We start from the raw sequence: 15,403 nt of genomic DNA, 5'->3' as shown, positions 1-15,403 counted from the left end.
ATCTGGTTGCTTTATTTTCTAAAGCACTAATAATGCTAACCTATCATTTCTGCACAGTTAAGTGATGATTATTGCCTTGCCGTGCCAACACAATGTCCATACAGTACACAGCGAAGGCAACTCATCATCGTTGGGTTAACAAACAGAGAATGATATCGGGCTGCTTTATTCTCTAAAAACACTAATAATGCTAATCTTTCATTTCAACATAATTAAGTGATGACTATTGCCCTGCCGCGCCAACACAATATCCATACAGTGCACAGCACAGGCAACTCATCATCGTTGGGTTAACAAACAGAGAATGATAACGGGGCTGCTTTATTCTCTAAATGCTAATAACGTCAACTTCTCATTTCAACATAATTAAGTGATGACTATTGCCTTGCCGTGCCAACACAATGTCCACACAGTGCACAGCGAAGGCAACTCATCATCGTTGGGTTAACAAACAGAGAATGATAACGGGCTGCTTTATTCTCTAAATGCTAATAACGTCAACTTCTCATTTCAACGTAATTAAGTGATGACTGTTGCCCTGCCGCACCGACACAATTCCATATAATGCACGGCGGAGGCAACGCGTCATCGTTGGGTTAACAAATCTTTTATAAAAACAATCCCAGTGCACTCACGCGACAAACTAAATACATTTCACTCCGATAAGAAAACATTTGATGACAGCCACCTCGCCGGACCGATGTCCACTTCATGCGGTACACGGCAGAGGTAACACGTCATCGTTGGGTTAACACTAGCTACAGGATTATCTGGTACTTGAATATCTAAGCGGTATAAGATCATAATCATAAGTAAATAATTTTATCAGCAATCTTTATAAGAGTATTTTTAGCTTCCCTATCCCTAAATTACCTGAGACAAATATTTGCATACGTGTATTTGCATACATGCCGTCATTCCTGGTTTGATGACAACCGCCTTACTGGCACCCTCACAATAATCTACTATCCACAGTAAGGCGATATATCACCAACGGGCTAACGAAAGAGTATAACAATAAAGACTACACGTAGTAGGTATATACAGATATAGTACTCCCTTGTTCCTGATTTACTCAGCGAACAAACTACCACAATCATGAATGATTTACTCAACTGAACAACAGGTACTATAACAAGTCTATATACAAAGTAATCTGGTAACCAACTATGAAATGTTAACCTGATGACAGCAGCCCTGGCTACTTCTATACACCCATCCTATCACACGCAGCACAGGGCTACATATCATCGTTGGGTTAACGAGGCTAAATAGTTTAGGTTTGATAATTTAAATACCGTGACAGTATTAATAAAGCGTGCTTCTTTATAACTATTTTCATAACAATATATACATAGCATTCACTCAGCCAAACCTACTGGCTTCGCTAAATGCCGGTTTTTCAAATATTCGGCTATCCCTGTTAATTTATTCTGTGCAGGCTCAATCCGGCACTAAAAGATGCTTAATAACTGGTAGTTCAGTATGCCTACATTCCACTTCATAACTTGATTTTGGTCGCATTAACTGCATTTTCAACGACTTGCTCATTTAAAATTGATTGGTTTTTGGGTTACCAAAGCGCCAGAGTATTTATTCCTCCGAAGCTATGTATTATATCAAATCATGTCAGATCATTTACCTGACAATAATTCCAGGGATAATCTATTTTCATCAGGGTTAACAAATGCCCTACAACAACTGCCCTGCCTTTCATGTCGGTAATATCAGCTAAAGACATTACGCTATTTACATCATCAAATAACTTCTGCAGCACGCCCGACTATTTTATGCGGTTCCTGATGCAGCCTTAGCACCAACACTACTTATATTATTTCTTTGATGCCACACTTTCTATCAGCTAAAAACATATGCACTCTTCATCAGTTTCGTTATTCCATAGCTCATTTCCTATGAGCGGTAAAACTATACAAGCTACGTCCAGGTTGCCCTATAGCTTGCCTGATGCACATACATTTACTAGCGGATGGAATACTCGTTGCGATAAAAGACTCGTCTTAAAAGCTTGCAGAATATAGGAGAATAAAAGATTTACTCTCGAATTTTAAGACGAGCGAAATTATATTTTTTTTCAACAAAAAAACAACTTACAAAAAAATATTTTTCATTCTATACTAACTAAAACCTATAAACGCAATACAGCAAAGGATTAAAAAGAATAAAAAAATATTTAAATTTTCAATGAAAGAATATCATTTAAAAAATTTAGGTAGGATTCTTAATTATTTTTTTGGAATTAAAATTATTTACCTAATTTCGATCACATGTTTGTTCCCAACAATCATATCCTCTCCCAAAGAAATCCTTAAGCCTTTAATCACCAAAACATGACCATATTCACTAAAACAACCGTATCTGTAGGAAAACAACAATTTGAACAATTTCAATTCCTGCACTTAAAACAATCCATGACAGCGCATCATGAATTTGAACTGGGCATCGGATATGACTGGATATCCCGGCAAGGCGCAAATCCAATAATGGCGGGAAAAAACCTGCTTGGTAAAGAAATCAATATCTGTATTCAACCGATTGAATCCACCTTACATTACAAGCCGCTTTCATTCAATGGCATCATTACTAATGTAAGTGCCGGAAAAGAGAGAGATGGCATTACTGGCAGCTGTATCCTTCGGGGTAACAGTCCAACTATCCTGCTGGCGGGGAATCCACATACACAATCCTTTGAAGAGCAAACGCTATCAACGATTGTTCACACCGTTTTTAAAAACAGCTATCCCATGCCGGTTACTCCATATATCAATCCTGTTATCATTCATCCACTAAAATATATTGTCCAGTACAAAGAAACCGGGTTCGACTTCCTGCATCGGCTCTCAGAACGCTATGGAGAGCCCTTCTTCTACAACGGGCAGCAAATCATCTTCGGGCAATACACCCCACAACGAACGCCTCTTATACACCAGGAAGACCTCACTGATTTCCGGTTGGAATGCAAAATATTACCCGGTAAGCAACTATTAAATGCTTATGAGTACAGGCTACAACAGTTCCTGGAAGAAGAATCAGGTAAACATAGCTTCGACACTTGCAATACACACTCACAACAGGCCTATGATCTAAGCAACAAATTCTTTTCGCAACCTGGCTATTATAAAATTCCATTTGCCATTTCAGGTAATGCCAGCGCAGAACTGGCAGTACTTGCCAGACAATATCAACAATCACGCTTGTCGCAGATGATTTTCATGAAAGGCCGTAGTTGCAATACCAGTTTACAACCAGGGAACATTATCAACATACGCGAAAAGTGGACCTCCCATGAAGATCATGGAGAGTTTGTGCTGACTACCCTGGAACATCATTGCAATGGAAATGGAAATTACTACAACACCTTCGAAGGCGTCCCTGCAGATGTAGTCACGCCTTCCATGCACCTGCATAATACACCCTATTGCGAAGCGCAGAGCGCGATAGTAACAGATAATTGTGACCCCAAAGGCCTGGGGCGAATCCGGGTAAGATTCCAATGGCAAACCGGCAGCACTCCATGGATCAGGCTACACCAACCGCACGGAGGACCGGACAAAGGCTTTTATTTTATTCCTGAAATAAATGAAGAAGTATGGGTACACTTCGAAGGAGGAAACCCTGAAGCGCCTTATGCCACTGGTTGCGCCAGCAATGGAAACGAACGGACCAATTATGGAGACGATATGAATAATGTAAAGGTAATTAAAACCCGCAGTGGCCATACCATTCGCCTTGACGATACCAGTCAGGAGGAACATATCATTATTTCTGATAAAGGAGGTAATACTATCCTGATGGATACCCATGGTCAAAATATTTCCCTCTCAGCGCCGGAAAATATTAAAATAACTGCACGCAATATCAGCATTTACGCCCTTGAAAACATAGATGTACAAGCGGGTTTTCATATGACACATACCGCCGGGCAGAATATGACGCAAACCGCAGGCGATTGTTTGAGCCAATATACTGTAAATGATTATCGGCTAACCGCCACTAATATCACCAAAACAGCACTGGAAAACATTAATATACAGGCCAGGGAGATAGAGAAAAATGCGGCAGCCATAACGGTAACAAGTACCAAAGAAGATATGTTGCTCCAGGCTGAAAAAACTATCAATATTCAAAGTAGTGAGAAATCTAAAATATTCTAATCCTCAACATCATGCATCACAACCCTACTGGCAACATGCTCATTATCTGTAAAAACTATACTGAAACCAGCAGAAACATCCGCTGGCATAGCAGCGGAGAACTTTGTATTCATTCCGGAAAATCAGTCATAGTGATTGGCAGAAAGAATGGAATACGATTCCGGAGAAAACACCAATAACCTCTTCTGTAAACTAACCATATCCTAATACAAACAACCATTAAAATGGCTGATAAACATTTTGTAGTACAGGGAGCCATCTGTAAATGTAGTTTTGGTAACACCAGCAGCCAGCTACAGGTAGCCGCTGCCACAGAATACATCAACGATTATAGCAGTACCTGCAAAGCCGTTGCCAGCACCAAAGAAACCGGGCTCCCGTTTTTGCCTCCTACATTTGGCATGTGTAAGCTTTCGCACAACACCTGCGTCCCTGCTATTACAAAATGGCTCGGCTACTCCTCCAATATTACACTTTCCAATAACGGGCAAATTCTTACGGAAGACAGCAAAGCAATTTGTGCCATCTCTGGAAGCCCCTGCATCAGTATCAGCCATCATGGTCAAACAACTACTGTATCATCTGCCTCCTTGCAGGAAGCAGTTGATGAAAACACATCCGCCCTTAATCCATTAGTGCCAGTAAAAGTGCCGCTACAGGAACTACCTGAAGTACGTAGTATTACGCTGAAACTGAAAGATCGCACCTTGGCAAATACATATAACAGTTACCCTATAAAAGACAACACTCCTCCGGAAGTCATCGTACGAATGAACGAGTCATTGTCCTTTTATATAAGCCAATATAATAATCCAGGCAAAGCGGATGAATCGCTGGTAAGCTGGAAAGTGTATGATGATCATAGTAATCATACCGCCATTCTTTCCTTTGAAAAGCATGGTCCCTCATTAGATCTTAAACTCGACAAAGCGGGTAAGTATCGCGTTGTGGCTTATGGAGCTGAGCAAACAGGCAATACCGCTTACCTGGATATCACGGCCACCTGCAATCGTCTGAAAGAAGCATTTATTATAACTGGCGGCGTAACAGATAAAACTGAAGGTAAAATACATCCGGTGAAAATAGCGGCAGCTTATATAATAACTCCTCCTACGCAACCGGAGCGACAAAGTGTTTCGTTCCAAATCGCAGATACCTGCAACAATATCATCGCTATTTCTGCTACTGATAGCATCCACTTTACACCTCCCAATACCACGGCAACCTATTTGGTGAGTGCTATGATGTGTAGTGATCACTACACCCAAACAGTAACTCGTCCTTTAGCTCCCGAAAAACAAACTACCATATCAAAAACCAACCATTTGATCAGACCCAGGACATCCCTTCAGTTGCATGTCGATGCAGTTATACCTGGTCCCCTTGAATGTTTGGGTAACACGGCATCCACTCAATGGACGCTGAACGGAAAAAAACTAGGTACCGGTTCATCTATCACAATGGATGGCGATACTTATTTCACTCTCCCAGGCAAATATCTTGTCGAAGCCCGTTTAAGTTACCCAACATCAGGGGCTTGCTCTACCGAAATGGTAAGGCAAGGTTCCTGGAAGCTGGAAGTCAAAAACAATGAAATTCTACACATCAAAGTCGTCAATGGCACTACCAATTGGATCATTGGCAAATTTTATCAAGTCTCTGTCAAAACCCTCATGCCTTATGACGCTTCATTGGATGGTCATATTATGTGGGCCCCATACGGCGCAGGTGGCCCCACACTTCGAAATGCAGTAGCCACGCAGCCCGGACATTTCACGATAACTGCCAGCCTCGGCACATCAAAACAAACACTGGAGATCAATGCATGCTATGCCTCCATCACCCGATGGTGCTTTGCCGATCAGGAAGGGATCTACAAAGCAATCGCCGGATGGCAGGAAAATATTAATATTATTATTAGCGCCCCCATGGCCGCTAATGAAACGGTACGTATACACCTGTTGCAAGCTAATCTTGCCAACAGGATATACCACATCAAAGACCTAGGATTGGTTTCCTTTGATGGAACTGGCGAATTGAAACTGAATATCAGCACCTACAGCCTGAAACCATTACTAACTGCACTGAGTTTTGAATGGGACACTTTCAACTTACTGTTTGCTATCGAACAGGTAGCAAACAGTATCCAGTTTTCTGAGATGAAAACCATCCAATGTGGAAACAAAAAGTACTGGTTTCCCCGAATACAAAACAGTAAACGAAATGAGGAGACAGGAAAATTACTTCGCATAAAAGCAATGAAGGAGGTCACAGGTGTAACATTGTATGATAGTCATAACCACCCCGCCTATAAAGTATACAAATATGGGGAAAAGATAAAAATACATATACAAACAAGTAACCTGGCAAAGGAAAAACTATTACTGCAAATCTGGGAAAATAAGTTCCTGGATGAGGACCAGTGCCGCTATAGTAATAGTCTCACGATAAACGAAGACGAGTTATGCAATATCGTATTAGACACACGTATCCTGAAAACCGGCAACCAGTTGGAAGATAGTTTCTATCGCTGTTTCTATGTAGTGATAAAAACAGCAGGAAACAAATTCCTTTATCCTGCGGAAATAGCGGATGCCAATATGTTAAACCCCAATAGCATTAGCTTTTATCAGCATATTAAGCTATCCGACAGGCTGGATCGTCTGTTGAATCAGTTGAGTCATAAGAATGCCCCGGCTGTACTTGGAGAACCTCTGGCCCAAGATACCTTCGTCAAAGAATGTCCGAGATGTAATGAAGATATCAGGCTGGCACAGCTGAAAAGCATGTTTCCACAAGCCAGCAATACAGACCTGCAGATAGTGGCAGATACTTATAATCGCTATATGGCAGCTATTGGGATGAACACCTGCTGGAATAAAGCGCACTTCTTTGCCCAGGTAGGCGTAGAAAGTGGCCGGTCCCTTCATATCAGGCATGGAGAAAGTTTCAACTGGTACTGGGAGGACCTGTGTAAACACTTTTCTGCATTCAACACCGTTGAAGGAAAAAAGAAAGCCAAAGAGTGGGGCAGAAGTGTAAGAAAGCCAGCCAGCCCCGGTGTAAGTGATGAAAACCAGGAAAACATCGCCAACTATGCATATGGTCCGGATACGGCTACCGGTAAAATGCTGGGCAATACTGGCAAAGGAGATGGATGGCATTTCAGAGGCCGCGGACTCATACAGATTACAGGACGTGATGCTTATGCTTTTGCAAATACCTACACAAGTAAAGAAAAAGCAGATATCATTAATCACCCGGATCTCGTATCTACCGACATGAAAATAGCAGTCCTTTCCGCAATGACATTCTGGAAATGGAAAGGCATACAGCATATGGCAAACCGCCAAAGAGAAATAACAACGAGAATCAGCCAGGCAGTTGGAAAGAGAATTATATCGGGAGGGAAAAGTAACTATGAAGAAAAAAACCGGTTCTTCAAGAACAATACTGCTATTGTATTCCAGGTAAGCTCATGCGAGTTTTCAGAAGCTGCTGCCGGGAATATTAACCGGTATGTTATTCATGCTGACACATTCTTTTATAAATGTGTTGAAGCCAATCCTGACAACAACAAATATCAATACGACGTATATCTATCCAATCGCCTGGTAAAATCATTTCATCTGGAAAAGAATAAGCATGGCCTTCTCCCGTTTCCGGAAACCGGCCCTAACTGGGGGCGATACGGCGACAGAGATCGTGGTGGTGATAATTATATTGCTCCCCACATAGCAGCACCACTATTCGGCTTTTTTTATTCCTTACCCCTAAACGGATTTAAGGAAATGCTATATTACAATGATATTTCCGCAAGTGATAAACGGAATATTGGGCACCGGGGACATATTGATGGTAATGACATTGACATCAGGTACCCCGGTAGTACAAACAGGGGAGGAGAAGTATTGTGGAGCGAAGCTAAGAAAGCGTATAAATCAGAGAAAGAGTTTATAGGTGTTTTGGAAAATATACTTTCCGTTGCCCAAAAATGGAATTTTAAGATTAATTATGCCTTCAAGAAAAAAATAAGACATACAATCGGTAAGTCAATGAATGCTCATCAAAACCATTTTCATATAGGATTAAGAGAAAACAAAACAGCATGAAAGCACCCAATACATCAATTCTTCTCATCATGACATTTGTTTTAACAAGTTGCTATCCAAAAAACAAAAAATATTCAACTGTTATTGAGAAAAAAAATGCTCCAGCACCTGAAATAGTTTATAGCATGAACATAGATACTATTAAGGCACATATAGAATTGCAGTTGCACATTGAAGCAACAGAAGATGGACATCCTCCAACCTACATTTATACAGACAGAGATGTCGACATTGCATTTCCCATCATTTCTCAAGGCCTGAAAGACAATGGATTTATGGAACTAGATGATTCTAGCTTTAGAAATAAAGTAGTTAGCATCTTTGGCGACATCTTCCAATATAAAAACCCGGCAATTAAACTACATACCAATTTTATTACTGTACTTGATACTACTGAAAAAAGTATTGAAGACGAATTTGACTACACAGTCGAAAACATCTTTATTTCTCCGAAACATAAATGCTTAACTTGGGTTCCGCTTTTGGGCGACTTTGTAGAATTCACGGACAGTAATCACTATAAAATTGATCTTCATCCTAATATTATAGCCCGCAACAAATACCTCTTCAACAACAATCAACCTGCTCTTGCCCAGCTCTTACATGAAGATACTTTCTTCCTCAAAATGCTCGTCAAATCATTCGGTTACACTAAAGAACCTAAAATCAACGATCTAGTAATGAAAGATTACCTTGACCTCGACGACGATCGCAGGGGCTCTGTAGGAGAAATCATCTTTGTAAAAAATGCGGCTGGCGTACTCGAAATAAAGGAAGAGCTCCTCCAATGGATTACAGATCATACCAGCATTAATGACAATAAGATGGCAGACGCATTGAGTTCATATGCACTTGCGCTATACGATAAGTCCTATAATACTTTCCTTAAAGTCAACGCCTACTATTTTTCCCGGGACGAAAAAAGAAAAATTGCTGCTTACATTGCTAATACATATGATCCGCTCTATCGTCGCTTTGTGGTCCAAAATCCAAGGATATGGCCCGCAGATGGTGTATTAAATGGGTTCCTGATCGACGATACCGGAATGGCCGAATACTTCAAACAGCACGATTACTTCTCATTACCCGCACTGAAAATGGAGATGGAGCTATTGAATAATACTACGGCTGATGTTTCGCAATGATATACCAGTTCCCCGCAACTGCCTGAACTGTAACGCCCAGGTAGACAACGGTTGCGCCAATCGAAGTATTCCTATCTAACTTCTGTCCCTCGATAGCGGATTTAATCGTGATACTTCCTGCTATCCCTGTCCTCAACAACTTGATATCACGGGTACTATAAATGCGAACACTGTCGGCACGGATCTGGTAGATACTTTGCGTATGGGACATCCCGCCTAATAAGTAAAAAGCAGAATGCTGGATAAAAGTTTCTTAGGATAGTTTAACTAGTTTACTTGGAAGAATGTTCATTATTAATTTTCTTTTCCAGTTTATCTAATCTGGCATTTGTCTCTTCAATGCTTCTATCTACTTTGGCATTCAGTTCCTGTATACTTTTCAGTAATAAGCCTATCGCATTCATCATGTCCAGGTGATCATGTTTCTCTCCCGAGATAATGGAAGGTTCATCATCTGCAATGATGCCAATTACTTTTCTACCTGGCGCCTTCTTATATTCAAACTCTCTTACTTTAATGCTATCAATGATCCGTAGTGCATTTAGTTCAAAATCTTTGATGTTCATTTTTAATGCCCGTAGAGAAGGTGGGTTAAACCCGGTAGCTGTCACCGTTCCTGTTACCACCACATTACCACCTATTGTTAAATTACCGCCCAATGCGCCGGTACCATTCAGGTTAAAACTTCCTGCCTGTGCACTGGCTGATTGGTTTTGAATATAACTTGTTGAACCTGTGGCTGGAGCCGCAGCGATATCGGCAGCCTTCAACGCCCTTGTTTTTACCTGTGTTACGTGACCCGCAGAATTGGTGAAGAAAGAGTCCAGTACGGTGGCTCCCGGAAAGCCAACAGTTACTGCGCCTCCCGCAGGGTGGTTGGACTGATACCAAAGCGACTCCCTATTCTGACCCACTGTTACTTTAGGACCAGTGGAAAAGATCACATCCCCATTTACTCTGGCAATTTGAAATGGATTATCCTGGAACACACCGTTATCATTATATCTGGATATCACAAAGTTGCTACCCGCATTTCCACCAGTTTCTGCACCGGATTTATAAAACACCCATCTTTTGTTGGTAGCGAGAGAATCCGGATGTGAAGATTTGTAAATTACAAAATCTTCGTTTCCTATATTAGCTCCGGTGGCAATGCTTTTCGCAACACCAGAACCTGATATATTAAAGCTGATGGCTTGTGGAACTGCTCCCAGCGCTTGTACAAAATTGGCAGAACTATTAATCAAATATCCACTGGCATCAGTCCCTAAAATTCCTACATTAAAGAATTTCGGAGTACCACCTTCCAATTTAATATTTCTGGCTTTTATCCTGAGTGTGCCGAGAAAATTACTTCCATTGCGTGGGCCCAATACAATATCTCCATTATCCGGAGAATCAAACCAAATACGGGCACCATTCACGCCATCCACCGATGTAAGATTATCACTATACACACCAAAACCCTGCTGCCAGTCCATCAATTGATTTGCGGCTGATAAGGTTCTATTAAAAACAATAGGATTGTTTCCTGTTTGATTACCGGCGGCCAGAATATTTGACAACGAAGCTACTTTACTTATCAAATATCCATTCGCATCTGTTCCCAACATCCCCGCATTAGTCAGCATATTAAATCTATATCCTGTTCCATCTATTGCAAACGATTTAGGATCATTAGCAGTACTCCCTCCGGTAACACTAATAGTAGTGTACATATTGGTCGTTCTGTTATATCCCCTTAACTGCGCCTGACCTGAAGAAAACCCTACTTCTGTTGCAGGTCCGGCACCACTCGAATAATCGCCTTTAAACCTGCTCATCCCTTCCCAGTCAGCACCTCCTTTTCCATCAATTCTACCAATTTGTGAAGTCCCTCCGTAAAACTTCCACCCTACATTCGGTAAATTCTGTGATACACTGTTCCAGACATTAGACCCCTCCATACCAATACCAAAATCAGTGGTTCCCGCTGATCCGGCAGCTAAAATTATTTTGGTCCCTGTAGTCCTCGTACCTACTGTTGGTGCACCCAAACCAGCCCCTGTAAAATAGAGCATATTGGAAGTCGCATTATTCAATATTACAGTCCCTCCACTATACAATAAGTTGGTAGGCTCTATGCTCATATAGCCTGTCAAAGCACTGTTATTAGGATATAGATTCACTTTTCCCTTCTCACTTATCAAGTAAGCATCTTTACTGGTTTTACTGGCCATTCCTACAAGCCCTGTTCTGGTAGTTCCATCAGACTCCACAAACTGCAGGAAAGCCTGACTGGTATCAACAATACCAGTTCCTCTGATTTTGGAACCATTACCCCCAATAAATCCATACGGCATATCCACCACACCTGTCCCGGAATTAATTTCCATTCTTTTCACCCATGCGCTACCATTGTGTATCCACGTAGACATACCCGGGTTCACATCTCCATTTAACTGCATTATAACACCTCTCGTCTGAATAGCATTGAACAATGCCAACCCTCCGGAAACCGTATCAGCTCCGTTTCTTTTTACCTGGAACTGCCCTGTACTAAACCCACTTCCTCCAATTGAAAATCCTCCCGGTTGTACTACGGCAGTCTGCAGTTTCACAAATCCATTGCCCAACAAAACAGTATCCTGTCCAGGAATAACGAGTGAATTATCAGCCAGCATTTTCATGCGCAGCTTTCTAAACTCTGTCCTACCTTTTCCTTTGTTAAAAAGAAAACCCAATGTATCCTGCGTATGGTTTTCAATAATCAATTCCGCGGTATCGCAACCACTATAAATGCGAACACTATCGGCGCGGATCTGGTAAACATTTTGCGCATAGGAAACGCTGCTTATTAAGCAAAGCAGCAACAAGCGAAATAAGAATTTCATAGGGTAAATGGATTCAAATATTTATTTTGATGATTGTTCCTGGTTAACTTTTTGTTCCAGTTTATCTAGTCTGGCATTTAATTCCTGTACACTCTTTAATAATAAACCTACGGCATTCATCATATCCAGGTGATCATGTTTTTCTCCTGAAATAATAGCGGGTTCGTCATCTGCAATAATGCCGATAACCTTTCTGCCAGGTTCCTTTTTATACTCAAACTCTCTTACTTTAATGCTATCAATAATCCGTAAAGCATTTAGCTCACAATCTCTGATATTCATTTTTAATGCACGTAAAGAAGATTGATTAAACCCGGTAGCAGTCACTGTTCCTGTCACTATTTCATTGCCTCCTACAGTTAGATTACCACCTAATACCCCAGAACCGGATACATTAAAATTAGCAGTCTGGGTAGTAGTCCCGTTTTTGACAAAGTTCGCCGAGCCGTCAACGATATATCCATTGGCGTCTGTTCCTAATGCACCATAACTAACATACTTGCCGTTACTACCTTCCAATTTTATCTCTCTCATTCTTATTCGCAACACGCCACCCAAGTAAGCAAATGCACGGGGGCCCAGTACTATATCACCGCTATCAGGTGTGTTAATCCATAACCTTTTTCCCGGACGACTATCCATACTAGCCAGGTTATCACTATATAAAGCATATCCCTGCTGTAAATCAAACAACATGTTATCTGCCGCGAGCGTTTTGTTAAAAACAATTGTGTTATTGCCGGTCAGACTCCCTGAACTTAAAACATCGGATAACACAGGCATCTTACTTACTAAATACCCATTTGCATCAGTCCCCAAAACTTTGACATTAGGAAACTCTATAAATCTGTACCCTACGCTATCTATACCGAAGCCTTTTGAATTAACATCTGTAGTACCGCCTCTTAATACCACCGGGATATATTTAGCAGGAGAAGCACTCCGATCAACTCCGGTGAACGCAGCGGTACCATTCACTACGCCTATTTCTGCGGCTATTCCTATTGCACTTGCATCTGCCCAACCTTTAAATCTACCAACTCCTGCCCATTCCGTAACGCCTGTTCCGCTAATCTTTCCTATTGCAGTAGTACCTCCGTAAAATTTCCATCCCGTACTGGTTGTGCTCTGTGGCACAGAAAACCACGTATACCCTGACTCCAACCCTATACCATGATCAACATTCGTTGAATTAATATTAGGAGACAATACCAACTTGGTACCCTTACTCCGTATATTAAAAGAAGGAATACCGGTACCATAACCGGCATAAACGATGGTATTTGCAGTCGTATCAGAAAGACTTAATGTACCTGTTTTCAGGATCAAATTTCTTGTTCCCATGTTAAACTGAGGATCCTGGGCGCTATAGGCGGAAAGTGCAACATTCCCTCTGGCACTTTGAAAAGTAAGATCATCATTATTGAACGACCTTTTACCAATATATCCCACCTCATTGACCGCACCCGACTCCATAAACATCAGATAAGATTGATTGGTAGGCCCCGTGCCCGTTCCCCGTATTCTCGAATATGGCCCCGCTATCAATCCGGATGGCATATCCACCATACCCGTCTGCCTTTTTATAGTCAGGGCGGGAGCTATCAGAGTTCCCGCATCGTTGTACCTCCATAAGGCAAAGTCAGAACCATCAATGGCCGAACCTGGTTCCGGATTAATTAAACCAATGCTCCACCTGCTATTGTTATTTACTTTTAAGCTATAATGTGGTATCTGCTGGCCGGCATTCGACACAAATCCTTTCCCAGACTTTCCTAGACCATCAATACTAAAATTGGCAACCTGAACAGAATCGTTTTGGTTTTGTATGTAAGCCGATCCTCCTGCTCCAGTGCCTAACTGAATAGTGTCCTGCCCAACTATCGCCAGCGAATTTCCCAACATCTTCATTCGTATCCTCCTAAACTCAGTCCTCCCTTTTCCTTTGTTAAACAGAAATCCCAACGTATCCTTTGTGTGATTTTCAATAATCAACTCCGCAGTGTCACAACCACTATAGATCCGAACACTGTCGGCGCGGATTTGATAAACGGTTTGTGCATAAGAAACGGTGCTTATGAGGCAAAGCAATGCTAGGCGGAATAACAATTTCATAGAATAAACTAATTGGTATAGGATTTCACATAATAAACTTGCTGTTGGGCTACAGTTCAAACAGCCTGATTATACACAAATATATAACTAATTAAATGTATTGGGTAAGATATAAACGGCCTTATAACAGTTACGCCACGTTGGAGCGGCGTGGCGTAACTAATATCTTTAAGGTTCCTTCCTGGCAACTTTTTCTTTCTGATACGCTTCAAATGATTGTTTGATGTACAACATCAGATCATATTCCGAAGCGCTGTTAAGAAATTGATAGCCCGGCCGGTATTTATACATAAAAGAATCCAACTCCGGACTTTGCAATTTGGTCATTTTTTCTACTAATTCAGGAGAATAGCGATAATCAATATATTTTTCCTTCTCCCAATAAAGTAATTGCTCATGAAATTGCTCCTTCCGCTTGCGGACCTTACTGGGCACAAGGTAAGTTAAGGCGGTGATAGGATTAGCCGGTAGGGTTTTCAAGACATCCACTGCCCCAGGCTTTTTATAGTTGAAATAACGTCCGTACTCATCCCGTAACGCCATAGAGTCATTGCGATAGTTCCTCCCCCTTACATTTACTCCCTGCAATTCAAATAACCGCTTCTCCATGTATACATTCAGGGAAGAAGACAAACCCGGTGTGATGAGTACTTTTGTAGCATAACTTAACATGGAAAACTCCAATGTGTCCCCGGGGTAGGCTTCTATGTAATAACGACCACTTTCATTACTAAGTGTTCCCGTCATAGTCCTTTTGTTTACTACGGAAACAAAAGGCAATCCCGTTTTAGTCTCCTGATCCGCCACCATACCAGACAACCGCACCTGTGCGACAGTAACCTGCATGCCAATGAAAAAGAAAAAAAACAGTGCTCCGATATATACTGTAAAACGAATCATGAATATAGTAATCCTTCAAATTTAATGTTCCACCCGCTAATGAAAAGTTAAAAACGAGGGAAATGACAGTGCTCGCGGGCAAAAAT

The 15,403-nt window shown here is 41.4% G+C and carries 8 protein-coding genes; 3 read left to right on the top strand and 5 right to left on the bottom strand.

The annotated features are described in order from the left end of the window. Window positions 1-1,624 precede the first annotated feature (1,624 nt). The gene (locus J7623_RS11235) at window positions 1,625-1,777 is read right to left on the bottom strand and encodes a hypothetical protein (RefSeq protein WP_291920227.1); all 153 of its coding nucleotides are present in this window, start codon (window positions 1,775-1,777) and stop codon (window positions 1,625-1,627) included. Between the two features lie 571 nt (window positions 1,778-2,348). On the opposite strand from J7623_RS11235, the gene J7623_RS11230 reads away from it, so the two are divergent. The 3 genes from J7623_RS11230 (at window position 2,349) to J7623_RS11220 (ending at window position 9,429) form a co-directional block, all read left to right on the top strand. Next, window positions 2,349-4,172: a phage baseplate assembly protein V gene (locus tag J7623_RS11230; protein WP_291920225.1), complete on the top strand. Its 1,824-nt coding sequence runs from the start codon at window positions 2,349-2,351 to the stop codon at window positions 4,170-4,172. Window positions 4,173-4,396: 224 nt separating this feature from the next. Next, a complete protein-coding gene (locus tag J7623_RS11225; protein WP_291920223.1) occupies window positions 4,397-8,284 on the top strand; it encodes a PAAR-like protein in 3,888 nt (1,295 codons plus the stop codon). Next, window positions 8,281-9,429 (top strand): hypothetical protein, encoded by a 1,149-nt coding sequence (locus J7623_RS11220; RefSeq protein WP_291920221.1) that lies wholly within the window; start codon window positions 8,281-8,283, stop codon window positions 9,427-9,429. Before J7623_RS11225 ends, J7623_RS11220 begins: the two co-directional genes overlap by 4 nt. Here J7623_RS11220 and J7623_RS11215 read toward each other — a convergent pair. The 4 genes from J7623_RS11215 to J7623_RS11200 all read right to left on the bottom strand — a co-directional run bounded on the left by J7623_RS11215 (window position 9,407) and on the right by J7623_RS11200 (window position 15,227). Then, on the bottom strand, window positions 9,407-9,640 hold the full coding sequence (locus tag J7623_RS11215) for a hypothetical protein (RefSeq protein WP_291920219.1): 234 nt from the start codon (window positions 9,638-9,640) through the stop codon (window positions 9,407-9,409). The two genes, J7623_RS11220 and J7623_RS11215, sit on opposite strands and share 23 nt — an antisense overlap. A gap of 61 nt (window positions 9,641-9,701) precedes the next feature. Further along, window positions 9,702-12,302 (bottom strand): tail fiber domain-containing protein, encoded by a 2,601-nt coding sequence (locus J7623_RS11210; RefSeq protein ID WP_291920217.1) that lies wholly within the window; start codon window positions 12,300-12,302, stop codon window positions 9,702-9,704. A 21-nt stretch (window positions 12,303-12,323) separates the two neighbouring features. Next, window positions 12,324-14,417, bottom strand: coding sequence for a tail fiber domain-containing protein (locus J7623_RS11205; RefSeq protein WP_291920214.1), 2,094 nt, complete (start codon window positions 14,415-14,417; stop codon window positions 12,324-12,326). A gap of 168 nt (window positions 14,418-14,585) precedes the next feature. After that, the gene (locus J7623_RS11200; RefSeq protein ID WP_291920710.1) at window positions 14,586-15,227 is read right to left on the bottom strand and encodes a carboxypeptidase-like regulatory domain-containing protein; all 642 of its coding nucleotides are present in this window, start codon (window positions 15,225-15,227) and stop codon (window positions 14,586-14,588) included. Between the last annotated feature and the right edge of the window lie 176 nt (window positions 15,228-15,403).

This window comes from Chitinophaga sp. (genome assembly GCF_017745275.1).
GTDB lineage: Bacteria > Bacteroidota > Bacteroidia > Chitinophagales > Chitinophagaceae > Chitinophaga.
The sequence above is the reverse complement of the archived record's forward strand: the minus strand, read 5'-3'. Positions and strand labels throughout refer to the sequence as shown.